Genomic DNA, 24,923 nt, shown 5'->3' with positions numbered 1-24,923 from the left:
TGACAACTGGGTTAGTAAAGTTTGAGATTTGCGATTTGGGGCTCGGAATTTAAACGGTTACTTCTCGTAGATATCCTTTCTAAAATGTTCTTCTTCCCCATCCAAAATTTGCAAATAGCTTCTATATCTTGACCAAGCTATTTCTTCGGTTTCCAAGGCTTCTTTTATTGCACATTGCGGTTCTTCAATATGCATACAGTTGTTGAACTTACATTTATCTTTAAGCCTAAAAAACTCTGGGAAATAATCGCCAAGTTCTTCTTTTTCTATTTCTACCACACCAAACCCTTTTATTCCGGGCGTATCTATGATTTTTCCGCCAAAAGAAAGGTCGAACATTTCGGCAAAAGTTGTAGTGTGCTGTCCTTGTAAATGTTGATCGGAAATCTTCGATGTTTTCAAATCAAGACCAGGTTCTAAGGCATTTACTAGTGTAGACTTTCCCGTACCGCTATGACCTGAAAACATACTTACTTTATCCTGCATCAAGGCTTTTACCTTATCTACATTTTTCCCAGTCATTGCAGAAATGCCGATGCACTCATACCCTATATCACGATACAGGGCAGCGAGCAATTTTATTTCCAATAATTCATCTTCGTTATACGTATCAATTTTATTAAAAAGAAGTACAGCTTTAATGTGATAGGCTTCGGCAGTAACCAAAAACCGGTCTATGAAACTTGTAAAAGTAGGAGGATTGTTATAGGTGATTAACAGAAAAGCCAAATCAACATTGGCAGCGATGATATGAGTTTGTTTTGAGAGATTTACAGATTTACGAATAATATAGTTTTCCCGAGGCTCGATATTGGTTATAACTCCTTCGGCTTCAGCTCCTTTTTTATCTATTTCAAACTCCACGCTGTCTCCAACGGCTACAGGGTTCGTGCTTTTAATTCCTCCTATTCGGAATCTTCCTTTCAGACGGCAATTATAAAAAGTACCATTCCCTGCCTTTACAGAGTACCAACTTCCGGTGGATTTATATACGAGTCCTTTCATTTTAATAAAATAGCTGATACAGAAGAAAAAAGAATATTCATATTATTTATATCTGTTGGTTTTTCGAATTACAAAGGTACATTGCATTGTTCTAAAAATCTGAAAATTATAATAAACCGCACTATTTTGTTGGAAGGGTTACCTAATAATTAATCTATCGCACCAAATAGCAAGGTGATTCAGGAATAAAATAAATTTAAGAAAGCCTCAAGTCTATTGCCAAAAACTTAGATTACAGATTACAGTTGACCAATGTCCAAAGATTTCAAAATCGATTTTCATTAAAAACTTGACATTTAGCATGTAATTGTGTATATTAGCAAGTTCTGTCTCTGTTAAGACAGGTGCCGTAACGACTTTATCAACCATAGCACGAAATTTCTGAATTCGTTCTATTGTTTACCGAATTTCCCTTAACAAGCTTCAATTTTTATCTAAAAAAACGGAAATTTCACCCAGACCTGACCCGGACTTAACCCGGACTTAACCTAGACATTTATGGGAGTGTCTATGGAGTAAATATGGGTTTGACACGTCTTTTACCTATCCTTAACCCGTCATAAAATAACTATGCAGATAATATATCCTAAAATAATTATACAGCTACAAATTGACTTTTACCACGCTTTTTAATGGCTGGTTCCTAAAATCATGAAAAGCAATCTCTAATCGTCCATTACCTTCTTCTGATGATCAATAGATTCTTGATGGATCGCTTTATAAATTTTCAGCACAAACTCTTCACTCAGCTGGTTTTCACTTCCCAATTGAATCATTCTGTCGAGAATTTGGTTCCAGCGTTTCACCTGAAGAATAGCAACGTTATTTTTCCGTTTCATCCCTCCAATAGCATCAACTACTTTCATTCGTTTTCCCATCATATCCATAATCTGATCGTCGATTAAATCAATCTGGGAACGTAAGGTGTTCAGCTGGTTTTTGAATTCAATTTGATCCCCTTCAGATTTACGAATTTTTAACCTGTGTAGTCCTTTTTTTAAAGATGCAGGTGTAATTTGTTGATCGGCATCGCTCCACGCATTATCGGGGTCGTTGTGGGTTTCAATCATTAACCCGTCATAATTTAAATCTAATGCAGTTTGGCAAAGGTCAAAGATAATATCGCGCCTGCCAGCAATGTGTGAGGGATCGAGAATCAAAGGCAGATCAGGAAATTTGTTTTGTAAATCGATTGGAATCTGCCACTCCGGATTGTTTCTATAGCGAGTTTTTTCATACGTAGAAAAACCGCGATGAATCACCCCAAGTTTAGAAATTCCAACGGCATAAAATCGCTCTACAGCGCCTAACCACAATGCTAAATCTGGGTTAACCGGGTTTTTGACTAGAATAATTTTATCAGTTCCTCTTACTGCTTCAGCAATTTCCTGAACGATAAAAGGAGAAACAGTTGTTCTAGCACCTATCCATAGAATATCAACATCGTGCTTTAATGCCAACTCCACGTGCGCTGCATTTGCCACTTCAGTTGTTGTTAAAAGTCCCGTTTCTTGTTTGGCTTTTTGAAGCCATTTTAGGCCTGGAGCGCCACTTCCTTCAAAATTTCCCGGGCGGCTTCGAGGCTTCCAAATTCCGGCGCGTAACACCGATGTTTTCGTATTCTTTAATTGATGTGCTATGTTTAATAACTGCTCTTCTGTTTCGGCACTACAAGGGCCAGCAATAACTAGCGGATGGCTTAGCTCAAGTGCGTCCAACCAATTGCGGAATTCTTTTTTGTTTTCCATAAATAACTTTTCAGAAAAAGAAAAGCCCCAAGAAAGGACTTTTTAAAGACGTTAAACCAAAATTATCCCAATCTATGGTTTGTAACTTCCTATGAACTTTAAATTAAGAAATGATAAGGAAGTAAATCTAAATTTCATCGATGCTAAATTACCCAATAAATGTCATTATGGAAACGTTTTAATTAAAATTTAATGTTCGGGACGGTCGCTTCTTGAGAAGAAAATTTATGTAGTTTTGTCAATCTGAAAATATGTCGATAAAAGTAGAAAATATCACCAAAACCTACGGCGAACAAAAAGCGCTGAACAATGTTTCTTTCTCAATAGAGAAAGGAGAAATTGTTGGTTTTCTAGGTCCAAATGGCGCTGGAAAATCTTCGATGATGAAGATTTTAACCACGTATCTTTCCCCTTCGGAAGGCGTTGCGTTTGTGAATGGTTTCGAAGTAGGAAAAGACGACATCGAAATTAAAAAAAGCGTAGGATATTTACCAGAACACAATCCGTTATACTTAGAAATGTATGTTCGGGAATACCTTCTTTTTAATGCGGGAATCTATGCTACAACAAAAGCGGAAGTTGAAAAAGTGATTGCCCAGACTGGATTAATTCCTGAAGCAAATAAAAAAATCGGACAACTTTCTAAAGGGTATAGACAACGTGTTGGCCTTGCTTGTGCGCTTTTGCACAATCCCGATGTTTTAATTCTCGATGAACCTACCACTGGTTTGGATCCAAACCAATTAATCGAAATCAGGAGTTTGATAAAAAATGCGGGGAAAGAAAAAACGGTATTGCTTTCTAGTCATATAATGCAAGAAGTTGAAGCAATCTGCGACCGTGTAATTATCATTAATAAAGGTGAAATTGTGCTCGATAAAAAGCTGGAAGACTTACAAAACAACAAAAAACAAATCATTGAGGTTGAGTTTGATTACCGTGTTGAGGAGGTTGCACTTCAACAACTGCCAAAGATTGAAAAAGTTGAAAATATAATTGGGTTTGTATATCAGCTACACTTTACGACTAATCAAGATATGCGAGCAAAGGTTTTTGATTTTGCACACGACAATGGCTTGAAAATTCTACAACTACACAACAAAAACACTACCTTAGAAAAGCTTTTTGGGGAATTGACTTCACCAGACCCCACAGGTCTCTGAGACCCGTGGGGTCTTTCCATCTATAGCTCAAAATTGATGGAATAATTGCGGATTAATTTTGAGGTGTTTAGTTAAAAATGCAACTTTAAAGATGGAATATTGCTCAAAAAATTAACCAACATCCAACGAGAATTCTCAATCAAAAATCAACCTCCCACGATATAACGCTTCCACTTCAACAACTGGCGGTCTATTTTTGGAGATAACATCGCCCAAACTCACTATTTTTCCTTTGATAGACTGCTGTGGATTTACTACCATTGGCCCCGAGCCGCGGTGATAAATTGTTAAATCCTGAACAATTAAATCTTCAGAATAGATTCTACAATCGCCAGCGTACAGACCAAAACTGGCGGTTGTGGCCTTTCCGCTCAAATAAAACTTTGACAATCCGTTCGCAACAACATTCAGGGTTTCCACATTTAAATCTAGCTTAAAATCCCCATCGGTGTGGTAAATACCTCCTGAGTTAGCATCTTCAGAGAGAAGTGTTAAATCTGGGTAGTGCAAGGTGCCTATACTTTCTATAAGATAGCCCGTACTGCTTCTAATTTCAGTAATATTTGGTGCGGTAACATATATTTTTGTGATTCCATAATCGCGCGCCAAATTGCAGGAATTATTGTTGTGTATTTCCAATTGCCCGTCAACGACAGAAACTTTTACATTTTCAATCAGGTTTTTTCCCGATTCTACAACCACTTTCTGTTCCTGTCCTTGCTGAATAAAAAGTTTTGTCCGATCCCAGACCAGGATTTTGGTGAAAGGCGACACCCCAACTTCACGCTGTACAATGGCTCCTGAACTTTTGAAACAATCTGCTATTTTCTCGGAACTACATCCAGCAAAAAATAAAATCGAAAATAGATAAACGAGGTTCTTCATAGCATTCCTATAATCTTACTCCCACTCCAAATTCCACCGCTTCCGCTTTTGCCCAATGGGAATGAACGGAGACCGTAGCAAAGAAATTATCGTCGAAAAAATAGCGTTTTAATCCTAAGCGGGTATAAACCCTATTTTCAAATTCATAGGGCCAATAAAGATAATAGCCTAATTGAGTAACGGCAGCGACTCTGTTAAACCGCAATTCGTGGCCCACAAAAAGCCCCACACGCTTATAATCTTCATCCCCTGAAAGGCCATCTTCGGGATAGGCGATAGAGCGAAAATTAATCAATTCTTTTAAAAAAGTTGAAAAGAAAACATCTACTCCAAGTTGGAACGTACTTTTATAATTGATTCGTTTATCAGCAAAAAAAGACAACACATAAAATGGATCTTGTCCAAGGCCAATTACACCAGCTTCATTCACGCCCCCTCGAAAAACGAAATTATATGCAATTCTTTCCGCGTAAGTCGAGCTGAGAGAATCCTCCTTGTGGATAAAATCTGGGAATTCTTTGTAATTCAATTGATAGTTAAGTCCTGCGTTTACTGCCAATGTATTTGTACTGGTATTTGGCGCTTTAAAACTTCCGTTACTATAATGGATAAAAATAAATCCTGCGTGAAAACCCAAGCCTTTCCAAATATTCTCGCGGACAAAATTTGCTTTTATAAATGTTGAACTTAATAGCTGACTGCCGTAAACTGTATTATTGTAGTTTGTTTCGGAATTGTAAGGCTTGGAAACATACGCAATTCCTTCGCCTATTTGGAATCTAAGATGACGATTGAAAAAATACCAATTTATATGCCCATACACACCTACGGCATGCCCCAAATACTCATTGTGCAAATTTTGATAGCTCATAGAAAACCCCCAATCTGGGAAATTGTACCTGCGCTCCCATTCGTTAAAACCATAGGTTTTTCTGTTATAGGAAAGCACAAAACCAGTGGGATGTCCTGTAATTAAGTGTTGAATACTCGGATTGTGTTCTACAATGTTTCCATAGAAAAAGTCGGCTTCCAAGGAAATGGGCTTCTTTTCTTCTTCTTGTGAAAAAAGCGAGAAATTCAGAAGAATGAGTAATAAGGCGGCAAGAAATTGCTTCATATTTTTTAAAACGCCAGCAAAGATATATCAATCTTCACGAATGAGTCTTAAAGCTATTTATTGTTTTCAATATGATGTTTAAAGTGATATTTCAATACCATTCAGAACAATACTAAAGGTTACTTTCACAGAAGCTTCCATTGTAATAGACACCGAACAATATTTTTCAAAGCTCAATTGTGCTGCTCGAATTGCTTTTGCTTCGTCGATTTCGCCTTCTAAAAATAGTTTAACGTGTATGGATTCAAACGGTTTAGCTTCGCGGACTTGCCTTCGTTGCCCTTCCACTTCCATTTTATACGAAGTGATTTCCTGCCTTTGCTTTTTCAATATTGAAACAACATCTATTGCGCTACAGCCACCAACTCCCATCAATAAAAGCTCCATTGGGCTTGCGCCATTTGAACGCTGTACTGAGCCTGTCGAAGTAGGTTCGTCGGTTTTACTATCTATATATACTGGGACACCAGAATCACCTTTTGCTTCGAATAAATAAGTGTCGTTTCTTCTTTCTAGGGTTACTTTCATAGTTATATGTTTATACCTAAAAGGCGCTCCACAGAAAAAGCGGGGAACACCTTGCAGGACTTTTAATTGTCGTTTTTATCAATCTTTATCGCTTATCCTCAAAATGTCTCCAAATACACCACGAGCTGTCACGGCTGCGCCTGCTCCGGCTCCTTGAATTACAATGGGATTATCGCCATAACTTTCGGTATATATTTCAAAAATTGAATCACTCCCTTTTAAGGCTCCCAACATGCTGTTTTTAGGAACGCTTACTAAGTTTACATTCAATAACCCTCCAGTTTCTTTTGACAAATCGCCGTGCAAATCTGCCACGTATCTAAAAACAGAATCTTTTGATTGATTCTTTTTTTTAATTTGAAATGGCACATCCAATTCTATCAACCGTTCAAAAAACTCTTCTTTTGAAACATTTCGTAAGTCTTTCGGAATTAAATTCTGAATCGAAATATCTTCAAACTCATTGTGTAAATCCAATTCACGCGCCAAGATAAGCAATTTCCTTCCAACGTCGTTACCACAGAGGTCTTCGCGTGGGTCTGGCTCGGTATAACCTTTGTTAATTGCCGACCTTAAAACAGAACTGAACAGTCGATCTTCTTCAGAAAAAGTATTAAAAATATAACTCAACGAACCTGAAAAAACACCACGAATCCGCGTGATGTTTTCTCCTGACAGATGTAAAAGTTTAATGGTATCTATTAACGGTAGTCCGGCGCCCACATTGGTTTCGTATAAATACTGACGCCTATTTACAGTTAATTTATCACGAAGGTGTTTATAGAATTTTAAACCCAATGTATTTGCAATTTTATTTGACGAAACCAAATGAAAACCGTTTTCTACAAAGGTTGGGTAATTCTGAACAAAGTCGGCATCGGCTGTATTATCAACCAAAATCAAGTTTTGAAGGTTGTTGTTTTTTGCGAAACGAATCACTTCTTCTACACTATACGTATGTCCTGACTTCTTCTTTTCATCCAACCAATTGTTATTTATTCCATTAGGTTGAATCAAAACAGTTTTTGAATTTGCAACGGCGAAAATATTCAAATCTACATCGCGTCGTCGGGAGATTTCCTCTTTCGAGGATATGATTTGATTTACCAAATGACGGCCAACATTTCCGTGACCAAATATTGCGATGTTTATTTTCTTCTTTTTTATATTGTTTAGGTCAATTCGGTCTAAAACCGGACTACTTACTATTTGCGTGCTCATAATTTTTTATTTTCGAAATTTCGTCTGAATTAAATATGGGATTCAGAATTCCCGTTAATTGATCGTATTCTATTAAAAAAGCATCGTGTCCGTGAATTGAGGTAATTTCGGAAAAATGCACATTGCTCTTTTTATTTTTTAATAGTGAATAGGTCTCTTTTATTTCTTCGTTTAAATAAAACCCATCACTGTCTATTCCCACTAAATGAACATTTCCTTCAACTTTTGAAGCTAAGTTGAAAAACTCATCATCAGATTTGAAACCTGTCGTCATCAATAGGTGATTCATCAATTTATAGGCCTGTAGGTGAAAGCGTTTATTTAAACTTTCACCGTGATGTAGCAGCCAACTTTCTACGTTATAAATCGGTGCGACTTCACTTAAACTTCTATTAAATTTCTGTTTAAAAGACAGGGGACTTCTGTAAAAAGTCATTGCGTGAATTCGGGCATCGTGAACAGGGTTTTCGGAATTATTTAAAATCTGCTTTTGCACGCTACACTGCGCAATTAACCAATCGGTAGGTTTCCAATCTGTGGCAATGGGAATTAAATTCTGAAACAAATCAGGCTTTAAGATTGCCATTTGCCAAAGAATACTACCTCCTAAAGAGCCACCTATTGCGGCAAAAACCGATGTTATTTTCAATTGATTTAAGCCCTCTAAAAACCATTGGGCAACATCGTAAATTGAAACAGCTTCATAGTTCTTAATTAAAAAACCATCGTACCCATTGCCTGGAATATTGAATGATAGAATGGTATATTTTGAAGTATCTATACACTTTTTAGGACCAATCAAAGCTTTCCACCACCCATTTTCACCACATACATTGCTGTTACCAGACAGGGCGTGAGTTACTAAAACAACAGGAGCTTCCCTTAATTCCTTTCCAAAAACTTGATACGTTAAGGGAAGGTTTTTTAGGTAGGCACCACTTTGTGAGGTGTATTCTTTTATTTTTAGTTGTTTGACTTTTGACATTGAATAGAATTGAATTGAGTATTGAGACAGCTAACGAATTATACCAATTGTTCTTTAAAAGCACTTTCGAAAGCTTGTTTTAAATCAGTTTTTAAATCTTCAATATTCTCCAAACCAACAGAGAGTCTGATTAAATCCTGGCTCACTCCAGTAGAAGCCTGATCGGCCACGCTCAATTGTTGATGCGTTGTACTTGCTGGGTGAATTATCAATGATTTTGAATCGCCAAAATTGGCAAGGAGTGAAAATATTTTCACATTATCAACTACTTTTTTAGCGGTTTCATAGCCGCCTTTTACGCCGAAAGTAACTAGTCCACTTTGTCCTTCGGGAAGGTATTTTTGTGCAAGATTGTAATATTCATTATTCGCCAATCCAGGGTAGTTTACCCAAGCTACTTCATTTTTAGTTTGCAGCCATTGAGCGAAATTTAACGCATTTTCACTGTGCTTTTTAATTCTGATTTCTAAAGTTTCTAAGCCTTGTAAAATCTGGAAAGCGCTAAACGGACTTAGAGCAGCACCAAAATCGCGAAGTCCTTCAAGGCGTGCTTTGGCAATAAAAGCAGCTTCTTTTAAAACTTCGGAATACACCAAGCCGTGATATCCGGCAGAGGGCTCTGTGAATTCTGGGAATTTCCCGTTGGTCCAATCAAAATTCCCTGCGTCAATTATCACGCCTCCAAGGGTTGTTCCGTTCCCGTTAATATATTTGGTAAGGGAATGGATTACAATGTTTGCGCCGTATTCAATAGGCCTTAGCAATGCTGGAGAGGCAACGGTATTATCTACAATCAGCGGAATTTTATTCTCTTTTGCTTCAGCGGCAATAGCTTCTAAATCTAGAACATCTAATTTTGGATTTCCTACCGATTCGATAAAAACAGCTCTCGTATTTTCTTTGACTGCGTTTCCGAAATTCTCAGGATTAGAAGCATCTACAAAGGTTGTTGTAATTCCTAAACGCGCCAATGTAACATTGAGCAAGTTGAAAGTTCCGCCATACAGACTGCTCGATGCAACTATATGATCGCCAGTTGTAAGCAACGTTAACAATGCAGTGGAAACGGCAGCTGCCCCAGAAGCCGTTGTAACAGCCCCAATACCGCCCTCCAAAGCTGCTAAGCGCTTTTCCAACACGTCGCAAGTTGGATTGTTTAGGCGCGAATAAATGTATCCAGCCTCAGAGAGATTAAATAGGTTTGCGGCGTGGTCGCTGTTTTTAAATACGTAACTGGTAGTTTGGTAAATTGGCACCGCTCGGGTTCCTCCGTTAGCGGTTACATCGTGTCCTGCGTGCAACAAGTTTGTCGCAAATTTGTTTTGTGTACTCATTTTTCTAGTTTTTTGAGTTAATAAAAAAGATTAAAACAAAAGATCAATTCCGAAAAAAGTTCGGAACAATAGAAAAATGTTAAAAAGAATAAATGAAAAGCAATTTCTAGAAAAAGAAATAGTCTTGTCGTTATCTATCGTTGATCTCGATAATTGTCGCGATCGTTGTAGAATGTAGCACCTTCATTCCGGAGAAAGGGTTGCTAAGGCGTCATAGGGTCTAATCCCTCGGCCTTTCTTGATAACATTTCAATAATAATTTGAACTTTGTGAGTGCAAATATAGCATCGGAAAAATTTAATAACCTAATGTTCTGTCAAAATTCTTTAAATAAAACGATGATTCGTATAAATTATCTATTTTTGCCGAGGACAATTTTAGAGGAAAGATTTGACTGATTGCAACCTCTTCTGAATCGGGATTTCCGAGGATGAGACCCCGCATTAAATGCGAGGCTAAAAATGCTAAAGGCAGTGCAAACTCCCCTTGGTCGCGACCGTCAAATCTTCTGAAAAAAAATGACTTATGACTGCTTGACGTGAGACTATAAGACTAAATACTTTTCAATTTCATTTTTGGTCGTACATCTTAAATCATTTAATCCTACGTCGTTTACTATTTTTACAAAATTTTAAATTACAGATTATGGCTTATTTATTTACCTCAGAAAGTGTTTCTGAAGGACACCCAGATAAAGTTGCGGATCAAATTAGCGATGCGCTTTTAGATAATTTTTTAGCGTTCGATCCAGAAAGTAAAGTTGCTTGCGAAACCTTAGTAACCACAGGACAAGTTGTTTTGGCCGGTGAAGTAAAAAGCAACACCTACCTCGACGTACAGACCATTGCCCGGGATGTAATTAACAAAATTGGATATACAAAAGGGGCTTATAAATTTAGTGGTGACTCGTGTGGTGTTATTTCGCTTATACACGAACAATCTCAAGACATTAACCAAGGTGTTGACCGCGCAAACAAGGAAGAGCAAGGAGCGGGAGACCAAGGAATGATGTTTGGTTATGCCACTAAAGAAACCGAAAACTATATGCCTTTGGCATTAGATATTTCGCATAAAATAATGATTGAATTGGCAGCACTTCGAAGAGAGGACGACGAAATTAAATATTTACGTCCCGACTCGAAAAGTCAAGTTACCATTGAATACAGCGATGACAATGTACCACAGAAAATTGTTGCAATTGTAGTTTCAACCCAGCACGACGACTTTGACGCAGATGATAACGTAATGCTCGATAGAATTAAGAAAGACATTAAAGAAATTCTGATTCCACGAGTTAAAAAATTATTTCCAGATCACGTTCAGAAATTATTCAATGATGCTATTACCTATCATATTAATCCAACCGGAAAGTTTGTAATTGGTGGGCCACATGGAGATTCAGGTTTAACGGGAAGAAAAATTATCGTTGACACTTACGGTGGAAAAGGGGCTCACGGTGGTGGAGCTTTTAGCGGAAAGGACCCGAGCAAAGTGGATAGAAGCGCAGCTTATGCTTCGCGACACATCGCTAAAAACCTAGTTGCTGCAGGAGTTGCCGATGAAATTTTAGTTCAAGTGAGTTATGCCATTGGAGTTGTAGAACCTACTTCAATTTTTGTTAATACATACAACTCTAAGAACGTAAATCTTACCGATGGTGAGATTGCTGAAAAAGTTGCAAAGATTTTTGATATGCGCCCAGCTGCCATTGAAGAAAGATTAAAACTGAGAAATCCTATTTATTCTGAAACTGCTGCTTACGGCCATATGGGAAGAAATCCTGAGGTAATTACTAAAACTTTCGAAAGTCCTTACAACGGTAAAATTGAAAGAGAAGTAGAACTTTTTACGTGGGAAAAGCTGAACTATGTTGATAAAGTGAAGGAAGCTTTTGGTATTTAAATTACAACCCCGTTAATTCGGGAAAATATCGAAAACAAATATATCCCAATAATCCGATTTGGGATAAAAACATTTCAATTGATTGCTAGACCCAAAGATTTTAAAAACTTTTGGGTCTGTTTTATGAGTCTAGATTCGATAAAAAAAATCCCAAATTCCAAAGGTTAGCCTTTTGGAATTTGGGATTTGTTATTTGGTGCATTTAATGGTTACATCCCACCCTTACGTTCTGGAGTTCTTGGCGTTGGCCATTTTTGTTGCTCTCCTGTTCGTTCGTTTATCGGCAAATTAATCTGTTCTCGAGAAGTAGTTCCGGGATCTTCGGAAGCCATATACGCCATAATTGCTGCAAGGATTGCGTTGTTTTGCACATCGTCGAATACAATCTTGTCATAAGTATCAAGATTGGTATGCCACGTATAATTCCAGTAGCTCCAGCTTAAAGAACTCAAATTGAAAGCAGGTGCGCCCGCAGCTACAAACGTTGCATTATCTGACCCACCACTAGCTGGCCATCCTGGGAAAGTGGTTTCAATATGTTTGCTAATTGTATCTGGAACAGCTTGTAACCAACGCGAAATATAATCGTATGAATGTAAAAAGCCAGCGCCATTAATTTTTACCGCTCTACCCGTACCATTATCTTGGTTAAAAGCAGCTTGCAGGTTTTTTACGATTTTTGGATTATCTTCAACAAATGCAGACGACCCATTTAGGCCTTGTTCTTCACTTCCCCAATGTCCAGCTAGGATTGTACGTTTAGGGTTTGGATATACTTTTTTAAGAATTCGCATTGCCTCCATCATTACAAGCGTTCCTGTTCCGTTGTCGGTTGCGCCTGTACCTCCATCCCAAGAATCGAAATGAGCAGAAAGAATTACATATTCGTCAGGTTTTTCAGTTCCTTTAATTTCAGCAATCGTATTGAAAGCGGGAGCTACACCCAAATCTTTAGATTCCGCTACTATATGTATTTTTGGTTTATCGCCGTGCTCTACCATTCTGTATAACATTGTATAATCTTCCAACTGAACATCTACTGTTGGAATTTTTTTGGTACGAGCGGCAAAAATTTTATTAGCTCCAAAACCTTTAGACCAGTAGCTGTCGACAATTCCGGCTGCTCCAGCATTTTCTAAGGCAGCAATAATACTTCTTCGGTCGTATCCGCTACGTCTCATATTATCATTCCAAGCTTCTGTTTGCGCTTTTCTTTCATTCTTCATCTTTTCAAAAGATTCTGGTGTTGCCCATTCTTCCCAATTATAATCAGGACGTCCTGTAGGTTGTTTCATTGCAACCAACACGAATTTTCCCTTTACGTTGGGAAGCCATTTTTGGAAAGCTATAGAATCTTTTATTTCTGGAAGTACGATACATTCAGCTGTTACACCTTTTTTTGAAGTTCCTGGGTTCCAGGCCAATTGTGTTCCTCTTAAAGATTGCACTCTAGGATGCATCATATCGATATGGGTAATTCCCCGCTCCCAGCCTTTCCATTCGCCATATTGTTGGTTTTCGGCAGGAATTCCCCAAGACTTGTACTTTGCAACAGCCCAATCGTGCGCTTTTTGCATTTGAGGTGTACCAACCAATCGTGGTCCAATATCGTCCATTAATTCGTGCCCTAAAATTTCGAGTTGCGAATTGTTATATCCTTCATCTAGGATTCCTTGAACGACCCTATCTTTTTCTTGAGAAAACAGTGAAAAGGTTGCAACGAAATAGAAGGAAAGACTAAGTGTAAAAAAGTTCTTCATAAATTAGATTTTGTGTTTGTGGTAGTTTTTACTTGGCGAAAGAGGTAAAAATACAATATATTTTAATTTAGGAAAGGTTCAAATAACTCCACAAATGCTAAAAACATTATTTTCAAGAAGCGAAGGGAACAGTTATGAGCCTTTAAAAATAGGCGACAAGCCTTTTACATTCCGAATTGTATTCATTTCAGCTTATTACATAAAATCACTTTATTACAACTGCCCAATCTTTTTTTTGAAAGTTTTCTTTCTTACTAACAAATAAAATCTATTTTTGCGCACGTTTAATTTAAAAACAAATTATTATGAAAATTGTAAAAAACCTTAGTCTTATTTTATTAGTGGCAGTCGCTCTTATTGGCTGCAGTAAAGACGACAATGGTGGAGATAGTGCTTCACTTGTTGGAACATGGAAATTAACTGCTGCAACTTGGAATGGACAACCAGATTTAGAAGAATGCGATTTAAAAACTACCGTAGTTTTTACTGAAACAACAATGACTACAACTGATTATTATGGAACAGACTGTATGTCGTCTGAATCTTTCACAGTTGACTACACTAGAAGTGGAAACACCCTAAAATTTTCAATCCTAGGAGCGGAAGTTGATTCAGCAGAAATCACTACACTTACTGCAAGTACTTTAGTGGTAACTGACACCGATGACGGTGACGTATATGTTACTACTTTTGCTAGACAATAAGTAACACACTCCCAAACAAAACTAAAGCCATCAATTTAACGTTGATGGTTTTTTTATGCAATTAATTCAGAGGTTGTTTTCACCTACTCAAAACACTTTATTATAGAAATTAAGACCTAACACAGCTTCCTCCTTGCCTTAAAAATGCTTTGGCGGATAAGTTTTGACAACTTTTAGGTGTGATTAAAGCCTTAAATAATATTATGATTTTTAGCTTTTTGAACGGCTTCAATCTTACTGTGAACTTGTAGTTTTTTGTAGATGTTTTCTATGTGTTTTCGCACTGTACTTGGCGACAAAAAAAGGTTGCTCGCGATAACCGTATAACTCAATCCTTTGCTTAATTGTTCTAAAACCTCAACTTCCCGATCTGAGAGTGAAATTTCCTCTTGATCGCAAGGGTTTTTAATATCAATCGGATTTCTTAGCAATTTCAACGTCTTCATTGCAATAGACGGATTCATTGCTGCGCCTCCATTTAGGGTTTCTTTAATTCCTTCGTATAAATCTTTCGGATTAATTTCTTTCAATAAATATCCATCAGCACCCGCTTTTATGGCGTTAAAAATATGCTCATCGTTATCAAAAGCTGTGAGCATTACAATTTTAATATGTGGATATTTCTGTTTTACCATTTGAGTGGTTTCTATACCATTTAAAACGGGCATTTCAATATCCATTAAAATTAAATCTAGATTGTGATTTTCTTCCAATTTAATAAGCAGATCACTACCATTTATCGAGGCGTGTTTCACAATTACATCATCAAAAAAAGAGAGTTTTTCTTTTATGGCGTGGAGAAGAAAAGTGTTATCGTCAACAATGGCTACTTTGATCATCGGTATATAGGTTAGTTAGTTTAAAGATACTGTTTTAATTATTATATCGTGCGCAAGTAGCACCTTAGCAAAAATTCATCACATTACTTTCAACTGGATTAATTGACTGAGGGAATCTAATGTATCCATAAAACATCAAAATATTGATTTGCAATAAAAAGATGCTTTTCAAAGATGATACATTAAAAAATAGCTTCCAATAGGGCAAATGGCGTATTTATTCTTATTATAATTTAATCTTGCCCGACTAAGGTGTTTGACTGCTGTGCTGAAAGACCTAAGACCAACCTATCGTGCCGTGGCAGGCCTGATTCTTACTTCACTTACAATTAAGTTAAATTGATTAAGCAGGGCTTCATATTTAATAAATTATAGTAGTGAACTTAATAGCGAACTAGTATATTATAAAATGCTTTAAGCCCTTTTCGGCTATGGCTAAACGGAATTTTGAAATATTTTACCCGAACATTAATGATTATAAATAAAACCAGTATTGTCCGAGGAAAGAAACAAGACCGCTGCGCTACAAGAACCAAGAGCCAAGACTAGAAACGTAACCCATTATGAATGAGCACTTAAATATTTTAAATCAGATTGCATTTTAATATTTTGGTTTTGTTTAAAAATAAGATAAAAAGGAAGGTCATCATTAAGCTAAATAGCCTAAAATCTTTGTTGGTCTGACTTTAATAGGAATATCTAAATTTTAATCGGACAACAGTGAAATAAAACCTCATTTTTCGTAAAACAAAAGCCTCCTTAACTGCTTTTTAACGTAAAGCTAGCTCAGAATAACACGACAATCAATTGATAGAATTTAAATTTAATTCAGTAATGTTGTATGGAGATTCAACAATCAACCGCATCGGGCGCGTAATTGATTTATAAAACAATCTCGAAAAACAATCCATCAACGTAGCTGTGCGATATAAACGTTTATTAATTGTAATTCTCTTCCTGTGTAGCGTTTCGCACATGCTTTCGCAATCGGAAAACCTACAAATAGTTGATTCCTTGTTGGTTTCGTATAAAAAAGCTTCATCTGAAATAGAAAAGGTAGATTTATTAAATCAATTAAGCTACGAATCTAGAAAGGTAGGCTTACTGGAAAAATCGTTGTTATATACCAATGAAGCCAAGCTAATCACCGATAATTTAACGTATCCGAAAGGTGAAATTGCTGTTTTACTAAACTTCGCCAGCACGTATAGAGAGCTAAAAATGTACCCAGAAGCTATTGCACACACCCAACAGCTTATTATTTTATGCGAAACGGAAAATGAACCGATTAGAAAAGGTGATGCCTACGATAACTTAGCGCACATATATTACGAGCAAGGAAATTTGGCTCTCGCACTAAAAAACCACTTTACAGCTCTAAAAATAAGAGAAGAAGTAGGCGACAACTATGGCATTGGAAATTCTGCAGACAATATTGCTCATATATATTCTTCGCAAAATAGGTATCAAGACGCCATGAAATATTTTATGCGCTCCCAAAATGTTTTTAGAAAAGTGGGCGATATTTCGAGAGAAACGCTATCTACCGCCAATGTTGGTCTACAGCTTTATTTACAAGGAAAATATCCTGCTTCGTTGTTGTGCTATTACAAAGCCCTTGAAAATTACACTTCAATGAACAATGAACAGGGAGTATCTTGGATGTACAGGAGTATTGGCGAGGTGTTAGATGATTCTGGAAACCTTGATAAAGCAAAAGAATATTATAATCGTTCTCTCGAAATTGAGCAAAAACTGAATAATCAGGTAGATATTTCAGAACTATACAGTCTTTTGGGACGGGCTTTTATTGCTTCGGAAGAATATGAAAAAGCATTGGAATATGGCAACAAAGCACTAAAAATTAGCGAAACAATCGAAAGTGTAGGCGGAATTGTTAAAGCAAATTATTTTATAGCCGAGGCACATTTAAGAACAGCAAATTTAGCACAAGCATTAATTATTGCCGAAAAAACGATGCGTTTAGCTACACTATACAATTTAAGTTATTTTGAAGCAATTTTAAGCAAGCAATTAGGCGAAATTAATTTACAACTGGAACAACCAAAAGAAGCTAAAAAATGGTTGCTTAAAGCTATCGAAATGCAAAAAAAGATGGAAACTGGCGTAAATTTATTTGCCGAGTACAAGCTTTTATCTAATGCCGAAGCGGCCGTTGGAGATTTTGAATCGGCTTTTAACTATCAAAAAAATTCAGAAGATTTTTACAATAGTCGGGAAACCCAAAAAGCAGCACAATTAGCGTTTTTATACGAAGCCGAAAAAAAAGCAGCACAATTAAAGTCTGAGCAACAACAAAAAGATTTACTTACGAGTCAGGAATTAAAAAAGAAGCAAGTTGAACGAAATGCCGCCATTATTGGTTTAGGCCTGATGGTTCTTTTAACAATTGCAGTAATTTATTTATTCAGATTGAGAAGCAAGAAGATTGAAATTGAAAGACAGAATTTAGAGTTAAAACGAAGTGAAGCCGAAGCCATAAAAGAAACAGAACGATTTAAATCGAAGTTTATCGCGAATATTTCGCACGAGTTTAGAACGCTTTTAACATTGATTAAAGGCGACATTGAAGTGCTTAACCACGACTTAGAATCCAGTAATATAAAACCATTAGCCGCAATGAACCAAAACGGCGATCGGTTATTGGAGCTGGTAAATCAGCTTTTGGATTTATCTAAAATGGAAAATGGCAAGTATGTTTTAATTTACGAAGAAGGAAACTTACTCGAAAAATTACAAGGTTATATTTATTCTTTTGAATCGTTTGCCACTAAGAAAAATCTAAGTTTTCAAGTTAACATTACTGAAAACGCACGCCAAAACCTTGAAGCCCAAATATGGAGTTTTTCGGCAGATGCGTTGCAAATAATCGTTTCAAATTTACTTTCAAACGCAATTAAATTCACCCCAAATAATGGTGAAGTTAGAACCACTATCGACTTTACTGACGAGACATTAAAGTTATCGGTATCAGATTCGGGAGCAGGAATTTTAGAAACAGATATTCCTAAAATTTTCGATCGTTTTTATCAAATAGATTCACCTTCAAGTAGATTACAAAAGGGCTCTGGAATTGGTTTGTCTTTAGTAAAAGAATTAGCAATGCTACATCAAGGCGATGCCATAGTGAGTAATAATCCAGAAAAAGGGGCTTGCTTTACGGTATTTCTAAAATGCCATCCAGTAGAAGCTCTTGAAATAGCAACCGCTACCCCTATTTCCAATGGAGAAAAACCACTTATTTTAGTTGTAGAAGACCAAGCAGAACTAAGAAAATTTATTTGTAATAGTATAGGTGATGAATTTGAGTTGATTGAAGCCTCAAACGGCACAGAAGGAGTCAGGCTTGCCGAAAAATACATGCCCAATTTAATTATTAGCGATGTTATGATGCCAAAGACCGATGGTTTTGAATTGTGTCAACATCTAAAAAACACAGATGCTACTTCGCATATTCCAATCATCTTACTTACGGGAATGACAGATCAAAGCGATAAAATTAAAGGAATAGAAATGGGCGCCGACGCATATTTAGAAAAGCCTTTTTCGGTGGAAGAGCTTCGATTGCGAATTCGAAATGTATTTAAGCTACTTCAAAACATTCAGAGTAAGTTTAACCTAGGTGGAATTCCCAAAGAAAACGAAATTAAAGGACTGCCAAAAAGAGACTTTGAGCTTGTTAAGAAAGTAAAAACCGCAATTGACGAAAATATTTCAGATCCAAAGTTTAGTGTAGGAAACTTGGCAGAAATAGCTTGTTTAAGTCAAAGTCAATTAACCCGAAAATTGAAAGCAATTACTGGACAAACCCCTTCCGATTTAATTAAAGTTTCGCGACTAAATAAGGCTCTCCAATTTCTTAGAGAAGGGAATAACGTGGCCGAATCTGCTTGGGCCGTTGGTTTTGAAGACCCTCAATATTTCTCTAAGGTGTTTAAACGGCACTTTGGTGTTGCCCCTTCAGAACACACTACTATTTAGACATTTAAAAAAAGTACGCAACCCATTTATGCGGAATTTTTCCATATAAATGCAGAATTTTTACCCTGTTCGAAGTTCATTTCCGTCATAAGTTTGCAGTGATGTTGTCAAGAAGGCAATGCATATAACCAAAACTTAATTATTATGGAAACAAGAACTTTTAAAAAGCTTTTTATCACAATGGTTGTAATATTGGCTACAACTGTAAGTGCTTACTCACAAAACTACGAAGTGTATGACGGGCAAGATTTTTCAGTAATGTTTGTCGTTAAAAATGAAGTTGCTCACGATGTAAAATTTGCAACGAGAGGAGATTCACAATGGACCGGGTTTGAAGTAATCGAAACCAAAAACTGGAACGGGCAAAGTGACACGAACTGTTTATTCACATTTTATGTAATTGATGGTGAAATTAACGCGTATCAAATAGATTACTACGAAAACAATCATATTTGGGTATTTCAAATCGATGACAATTTAGAACAAATTGGCGATGGCTGGAAGCTAAACCTGAGATAATTATTTTTAAAATTCGGGGTAAAATTGAAGCAGATAATCTTCAATTTTACCCCGAATTTTTCAATGAAAAATGCACATATTCCAAGATAGCTTTTACCACATTATAAAAACTCAAAATGATTTTAAATAGAAAAAATGTTATCGTACTGCTCTCGTTCCTTATGGCAATTACAAATGCTATTTCGCAAGAGTACGAAGTTTATGACAACAATGAATTCTCGGTGATGTTCGTGGTAAATAATGAAATTGCCGAAGATGTGAAATTCGCAAATAAAGGCGATTCAAATTGGTCTGATTTTGAAGTAATCGAAACCATAAATTGGAACGGGCAAAGTGACACCAATTGTATATTTAGTTTTTATGTAATCGCTGATGATGTTAACGCCTATCAAATAGACTATTACGAAGATAACCACATTTGGGTATTTGAAATCGATGGCGATTTAAAGCAAATTGGAGATGGCTGGAAGTTAAAAAGAAGAAGCGATAAAACAGAAACCTTAGGCGGAATTGTATTGCAGTATAACTCGAATACTAAAACAGGCTGTTTCTTTACCATTGCCGAAATGGTTGCGGACGGTGTCGCCAAAAGTATAGATGCTAAGGTTACGGATACATGCTATTCAAACAAATATGGAAATGGCGTTTTGATAAACTTTGAAAATGTGCCAAAAACGGCAACCTACGCTAAACCTGTTGAAGGGCAACTTATGAGTTACGAAGGAGTTTGGAAAATATTAGCGGGCAATTATGTTTTTTACGTTTCTAAAATAGAACCGTTTTTTTAGTCGAGAAAAATTATTTCAAAATCAAAACAATACGCGTCCCATCTCCTGCATTTGAAGTAATTTCTATACTTCCACCAATTTCTCGAGCCCGTTTTTTCATATTGTTCAAGCCATTGCCCATATCAATTGCAGCTTGATTAAAACCTATGCCGTTATCAATTATTTCAATTCGGTATTGATTTTCAACTTTTAAAATATTCACTTCAATTTTATCTGCCGAAGCGTATTTTAATGCGTTATTAACTGCCTCTTGGATGATTCTGTAAATATTCATTCCTTCTACCGATGAGAAATCGTGTGCTTCAGTAACGCTATTATCTATAGTAAACGAAAAGTCGGTTTGTTCTGAAGCGTTTTTAGCGTGTTCAATAAAGTTCGCAATTCGCGCCTGCAAGTCTTCCAGCGTTATATTTTCCTTGTTCATTGCCCATATAGTATCGCGCAGTTCATAAATTGTTTGTTGTGTAAAACCGCTAATGCTACTAAGTTTGGACCCTAGTTTCTCACTAATATCTGTAAATCCATACTTCAAATTATCAATACTGGAAATAATAAAAGTAAGTTGGGCACCGATATTATCGTGAAGATCGCGGGAAATACGCAAACGTTGTTCCTGTAGCTTGTTTTGGGTTTCAATTTTTACCAATGCAGCTTTTAATTCGGATTCCTTTTGAAGTTGACGGTTTTTAAGTTTTTGCTGACTGTAAAATAAATACCCTAATAGTGCGAGAACCAATGCCAATCCTAGACTTCCGTAGATAAGTGTGTTTTTTCTTCGGACTTCTAAATCTTTTTCGGCTAGTTGGGCGCGTTGTTGTAAGATTTGATTTTCCTTTTTTTCGGTCTCGTATTTTATTTCTAACTCAGCAACCTTATTATTTGTTTCAATTGTTAAGGTGCTATCCTTAAAAGCAATGAGTTTTTTTTGATATGCTAGTGCCGATTTTAAATCGTTTTTTGCTTCGAAATAATTTGAATAGGTTTCTAATGCTGCCTCAATATCAGCAGTGATTTTCGCGTTGTTTGCGATACTATATGCACTATCTATATATTTTTCAGCCTCCTCTATCCTGTTATTTTCGATTAAGATTGTTGCAATATTATTATAGCTCGAACTAATAGCTGTATAGTTTTTTATTGATTTTTCAATGGTTACCGCCTGTTCGATATAATACAAAGCAGAATCTATTTCTTGCATATAGTAAAAAACCACGCCCACATTATTGGCCGATTCGGCAATACCTTTTTTATCGTTTAAATCGTTTTCTACATCTAGCGAAAATTTAAAATAATCTAATGCTTGTTGTAGTTTACCTTCATTTGCATAGATAATGGCGATGTTGTTGAATGCTTCTGACTGACCTTTTTTATCCTTCAGTTTAACTGAATTTTCTTTGGCTTTATTAAAATATTCGAGTGCCTTATCGGTCATGCCCAAATAGCTATAAACATTGCCGATGTTGTTAATAACCGTATTTTCGCTTTTACGGTCATTACTTTTTTCATAAATAGATAATGCCTCAAGATAATTCTCCAATGCTTCCTCGTACAATCCTAAACTTCTATTAACAGCACCAATATTATTATAAGCCGATGCTTTTATTTTTTGGTCATCTGTTATTGTCAGGGCTTTTTGCGAAAGTTTTTTGGCATTTTGAAAATCTCCAAGCTCCCTGTAAATTATCGCAATATTATTTGTTGTTAAACCTTTATCATAGCGCTTACTATTTGCTATGTTTTTATTTAGTTTAAGTAAAAAGGCTAACGACTTTTGAGGATCTGTTTTATAGACAGATATAATTGAATCATTTATTTTCTCAACGTTCGTTTGCGAAAAACAACTTGCAGCAATGAATAGGCAAATAGGTAAAAAAAGTCTAACAAGAAGTTTCATTACAGCGTATATTTTTTTAATTTAGAAATGAAAGGAAGCCGCTTCATATAATTAATGTAATGCTCGTTTTAAATAAGTGAATTTAATTCTGGAAAAATAAACAAAAATGCGTTTCGGAATATTGTTAATGAATTTCAATATCTGACTGAACAACTAATGCCTCATCAAGATTGTACTGTTGGAAATCATAGCCATTTAGGTTTGAATTTCTATACCTTATCTGGTTTCCGTTAGTGCCTATAGCTCTTTCCAATTCCGAAATAGTTTGACGGTGTATTCGTTCTATTTCGTTCCTCCTATTATAAAACCAAATAGCTATTCCAACAATGGAAAGCAGCAGTACGATGGTTATAACAGTTTGCAGAAACATATTTTAAAAATTAGTTTAAAAGCCTAAAAATAAAAACCTTCCTTCAAAATTGAAATAGGGCAATTGCCCTATAATTTTTAAACATCCTTTAGCCTAAATCGAGAATCAAAAACTTAAAAACCCTCATTCCTAAAATAGAAGTTGAACCATAGTACCCTTGCCTACTTCGGAAGTGATTTTAACTTTTCCTCCTAAATCGGTCGCTCGTTTTTTAATGTTTTGAAGCCCATTCCCAAAGCATATTTCATCCATATTGAAACCTTTTCCGTTATCTCGAATTTCAACTTTATTTGAAAATTTTTTTTCCTTCTCCTTACAGGAATCTTCAGAATTAGAATCGGACAGCTTAGAAATTTCAACTGAAACCTGCGTGGCATCCGAATATTTTAATGCGTTGTTTACTGCTTCTTGAATGATTCTATAAATATTCATGCCTTGAACCGAATTAAATTGAGCTTCTTGTAAAACACTGTTAGCCACATTAAACTGAAAATTAACATCGCTCGCTATCTTGGCCTTTTCAATAAAATTTGAAATACGGGCTTGCAAATCTTCCACCGAAATATCGGTTTTGTTCATTGCCCAAATTGTATCCCGAAGTTCATAAATGGTTTGTGAGGTAAAATTGCTGATGTATTTTAATTTGCCTTTAATCGATGCATCGGCGTCCTTCAATCCAAATTTCAAATTGTCTATAGACGAAATGATGAAAGTAAGTTGGGATCCGATATTGTCATGAAGATCTCGCGAAATCCGAAGTCGTTGTTCTTGCAATTGATTTTGAGTTTCAATTTTTGCCAAGGCAGACCTCAGCTCACTTTCCTTTCGCAACTGACTGTTTTTCAATTTTTGTTGGTTGTAAAAAAGATAACCCAAAAGTGTAAGAACGATTGCCAAGGCTATCATTCCAAAAATGAAAATATTTTTTTGCTCATTTTCCAATTCGCTTTCGGCAAGATTAGCGCGGGTTTCGGCAAGATCTCTTTCTTTTTCAGCAACCTTAAATTTGGTTTCGAGATTTGCAATTGCATCTGCGTTTTCATTCGAGAAAATATCTTCTTTCATTAAAAGCGCTTGTTGTAAATAAGCAGCTCCATTTTCAGGATTATTGAGTCTGAAATAAGTTTCGGAAGCGTGTTGATAAAACTCAATTGTAGCCGTTTTTTTATCGGGAAATTCATTTAGAAAAGCATTTCCCTTTTCAACATATTTTAAAGCCGTGGTTAAATTGCCAGTAGCATTAAAGGCTCGTATTAAATTTGAAATAGTATTCAGATTTGATCTTCTGTCAATATTATTTTCATTTCTTCCTTCCAGCAATTCTTCCAAAAGTGGTATCGCTAGTTGTGGTTGATTTTGCTCGAGATAAGTATCGCCTAAACCGTCAAGGGCGTCGTAGTATTTGCCCAGCTCATTTTCGGCCTTTGCCATTTCAATCGCCCTTTTGAAATTCTGTTCAGATTCGACATAATTTCCTTGCGCTTTCAGCACTATGGCAATATTGGATAAAGAGGTGGCTATTTCACTTTTATTATTGTATCGCTCCCGAACTTCAAGTGCTTTTTTGTGATATTCCAGTGCTTTATCACTTTGTCCCATTTCCTGGTAAATAAGTCCGATATTGTTGAAGTAAGTTCCATCGCCAGAATCAACAGAATTCTCTTTATTGATCTCTAATGCCTGAAAAAAGTAATCCAATGCTACCTGATAATTTCCCTTATTCCAATGGAACATGCCCAGGTTATTAATTATCATTACGGTAATTATTCTATAGTTGTGGGCTTCGCTTAGCGCTAATGCTTTTTCAAAATAATATTTTGCTGAATCTGATTTTCCTGAAACGTCGTTATAAATTCCGTAGGTATTAACCAGTTCGGCCTCTGAGAATGAAACTTTTTTTGTTTTAGCTTGTTCTATTCCTTTTAGAAGAAGATCCCTTGCTTTTTCGGGATTATTGAAGATGTAGTAAAAACTGACTTTATTATATATCCGAAGTCTAACAGAATCATTAGATACTTCGGCAACCTGCATAAGGCTGTCGATTTTCTTCTGTGCAGACTGCGAGCAGAGTGAAACACTCACTAACAGAAAAATGATAAAAAGACGTTTGTGTTTTAAATACATTGTAAATTTTTAACCAAAATACAAAAAAGAGGCTT

General features: G+C 36.2%; 18 protein-coding genes, 1 pseudogene and 1 riboswitch. Of the genes and pseudogenes, 6 read left to right on the top strand and 13 right to left on the bottom strand.

Features of this window, described 5'->3' with window-relative positions; translation table 11 throughout:
• Window positions 1-57 precede the first annotated feature (57 nt).
• Together rsgA and BLW28_RS03875 are read right to left on the bottom strand one after the other, a co-directional pair.
• Window positions 58-1,005: a ribosome small subunit-dependent GTPase A gene (rsgA, locus tag BLW28_RS03880; protein ID WP_073215208.1), complete on the bottom strand. Its 948-nt coding sequence runs from the start codon at window positions 1,003-1,005 to the stop codon at window positions 58-60.
• Window positions 1,006-1,670: 665 nt separating this feature from the next.
• On the bottom strand, window positions 1,671-2,753 hold the full coding sequence (locus BLW28_RS03875; RefSeq protein WP_073215206.1) for a bifunctional 3-deoxy-7-phosphoheptulonate synthase/chorismate mutase type II: 1,083 nt from the start codon (window positions 2,751-2,753) through the stop codon (window positions 1,671-1,673).
• A gap of 251 nt (window positions 2,754-3,004) precedes the next feature.
• Between BLW28_RS03875 and gldA the strand changes: the two genes are divergently transcribed.
• The gene (gene gldA / locus BLW28_RS03870) at window positions 3,005-3,916 is read left to right on the top strand and encodes a gliding motility-associated ABC transporter ATP-binding subunit GldA (protein ID WP_073215204.1); all 912 of its coding nucleotides are present in this window, start codon (window positions 3,005-3,007) and stop codon (window positions 3,914-3,916) included.
• Between the two features lie 135 nt (window positions 3,917-4,051).
• Here gldA and BLW28_RS03865 read toward each other — a convergent pair whose 3' ends face one another.
• From BLW28_RS03865 to BLW28_RS03840, 6 genes and pseudogenes are all read right to left on the bottom strand, one after another.
• Window positions 4,052-4,801, bottom strand: a complete 750-nt coding sequence (locus tag BLW28_RS03865) for a head GIN domain-containing protein (RefSeq protein ID WP_073215201.1) — start codon at window positions 4,799-4,801, stop codon at window positions 4,052-4,054.
• Window positions 4,802-4,808: 7 nt separating this feature from the next.
• Window positions 4,809-5,918, bottom strand: a complete 1,110-nt coding sequence (locus BLW28_RS03860; protein WP_073215199.1) for an acyloxyacyl hydrolase — start codon at window positions 5,916-5,918, stop codon at window positions 4,809-4,811.
• A 78-nt stretch (window positions 5,919-5,996) separates the two neighbouring features.
• Window positions 5,997-6,446, bottom strand: a complete 450-nt coding sequence (locus tag BLW28_RS03855; RefSeq protein ID WP_073215196.1) for an OsmC family protein — start codon at window positions 6,444-6,446, stop codon at window positions 5,997-5,999.
• Between the two features lie 78 nt (window positions 6,447-6,524).
• Window positions 6,525-7,604, bottom strand: a pseudogene (locus BLW28_RS16115) (aspartate kinase); the annotation flags it as partial.
• A 40-nt stretch (window positions 7,605-7,644) separates the two neighbouring features.
• Entirely contained in the window at window positions 7,645-8,652 is a 1,008-nt protein-coding gene (locus BLW28_RS16110; RefSeq protein WP_073215191.1) for an alpha/beta fold hydrolase, read from the bottom strand.
• A gap of 38 nt (window positions 8,653-8,690) precedes the next feature.
• The gene (locus BLW28_RS03840; RefSeq protein WP_073215189.1) at window positions 8,691-9,986 is read right to left on the bottom strand and encodes an O-acetylhomoserine aminocarboxypropyltransferase/cysteine synthase family protein; all 1,296 of its coding nucleotides are present in this window, start codon (window positions 9,984-9,986) and stop codon (window positions 8,691-8,693) included.
• Window positions 9,987-10,113: 127 nt separating this feature from the next.
• Window positions 10,114-10,234, bottom strand: a riboswitch (SAM riboswitch).
• A 397-nt stretch (window positions 10,235-10,631) separates the two neighbouring features.
• Between BLW28_RS03840 and metK the strand changes: the two genes are divergently transcribed.
• Window positions 10,632-11,888, top strand: a complete 1,257-nt coding sequence (gene metK / locus BLW28_RS03835) for a methionine adenosyltransferase (protein ID WP_073215186.1) — start codon at window positions 10,632-10,634, stop codon at window positions 11,886-11,888.
• A 209-nt stretch (window positions 11,889-12,097) separates the two neighbouring features.
• Here the strand turns inward: metK and BLW28_RS03830 are convergent, their stop codons facing one another.
• Window positions 12,098-13,648: a M20/M25/M40 family metallo-hydrolase gene (locus BLW28_RS03830; RefSeq protein ID WP_073215183.1), complete on the bottom strand. Its 1,551-nt coding sequence runs from the start codon at window positions 13,646-13,648 to the stop codon at window positions 12,098-12,100.
• A 305-nt stretch (window positions 13,649-13,953) separates the two neighbouring features.
• Between BLW28_RS03830 and BLW28_RS03825 the strand changes: the two genes are divergently transcribed.
• Complete coding sequence (locus BLW28_RS03825) at window positions 13,954-14,352, top strand: lipocalin-like domain-containing protein (RefSeq protein WP_073215181.1); 399 nt, start codon at window positions 13,954-13,956, stop codon at window positions 14,350-14,352.
• A 191-nt stretch (window positions 14,353-14,543) separates the two neighbouring features.
• Here the strand turns inward: BLW28_RS03825 and BLW28_RS03820 are convergent, their stop codons facing one another.
• Entirely contained in the window at window positions 14,544-15,191 is a 648-nt protein-coding gene (locus BLW28_RS03820; RefSeq protein ID WP_073215178.1) for a response regulator, read from the bottom strand.
• Between the two features lie 975 nt (window positions 15,192-16,166).
• On the opposite strand from BLW28_RS03820, the gene BLW28_RS03815 reads away from it, so the two are divergent.
• The 3 genes from BLW28_RS03815 to BLW28_RS03805 all read left to right on the top strand — a co-directional run bounded on the left by BLW28_RS03815 (window position 16,167) and on the right by BLW28_RS03805 (window position 20,500).
• Window positions 16,167-19,193 carry a hybrid sensor histidine kinase/response regulator transcription factor gene (locus BLW28_RS03815; protein WP_073215175.1) on the top strand — a complete coding sequence of 1,009 codons (3,027 nt, stop codon included), beginning with the start codon at window positions 16,167-16,169 and terminating at the stop codon, window positions 19,191-19,193.
• A 144-nt stretch (window positions 19,194-19,337) separates the two neighbouring features.
• Complete coding sequence (locus BLW28_RS03810) at window positions 19,338-19,712, top strand: hypothetical protein (RefSeq protein ID WP_073215173.1); 375 nt, start codon at window positions 19,338-19,340, stop codon at window positions 19,710-19,712.
• Window positions 19,713-19,828: 116 nt separating this feature from the next.
• Entirely contained in the window at window positions 19,829-20,500 is a 672-nt protein-coding gene (locus BLW28_RS03805) for a hypothetical protein (protein WP_073215170.1), read from the top strand.
• A 10-nt stretch (window positions 20,501-20,510) separates the two neighbouring features.
• Here BLW28_RS03805 and BLW28_RS03800 read toward each other — a convergent pair whose 3' ends face one another.
• The 3 genes from BLW28_RS03800 to BLW28_RS03790 form a co-directional block, all read right to left on the bottom strand.
• Window positions 20,511-22,394: a tetratricopeptide repeat-containing sensor histidine kinase gene (locus BLW28_RS03800; protein WP_073215167.1), complete on the bottom strand. Its 1,884-nt coding sequence runs from the start codon at window positions 22,392-22,394 to the stop codon at window positions 20,511-20,513.
• A gap of 124 nt (window positions 22,395-22,518) precedes the next feature.
• A complete protein-coding gene (locus BLW28_RS03795) occupies window positions 22,519-22,764 on the bottom strand; it encodes a hypothetical protein (RefSeq protein ID WP_073215164.1) in 246 nt (81 codons plus the stop codon).
• Between the two features lie 129 nt (window positions 22,765-22,893).
• Window positions 22,894-24,888 carry a tetratricopeptide repeat protein gene (locus BLW28_RS03790; protein WP_073215161.1) on the bottom strand — a complete coding sequence of 665 codons (1,995 nt, stop codon included), beginning with the start codon at window positions 24,886-24,888 and terminating at the stop codon, window positions 22,894-22,896.
• Between the last annotated feature and the right edge of the window lie 35 nt (window positions 24,889-24,923).

It is taken from the genome of Aequorivita viscosa (assembly GCF_900106795.1).
Lineage (GTDB): Bacteria > Bacteroidota > Bacteroidia > Flavobacteriales > Flavobacteriaceae > Aequorivita > Aequorivita viscosa.
Note: the sequence above shows the minus strand (reverse complement) of the source record. Positions and strands in the feature narration are given on the sequence as shown.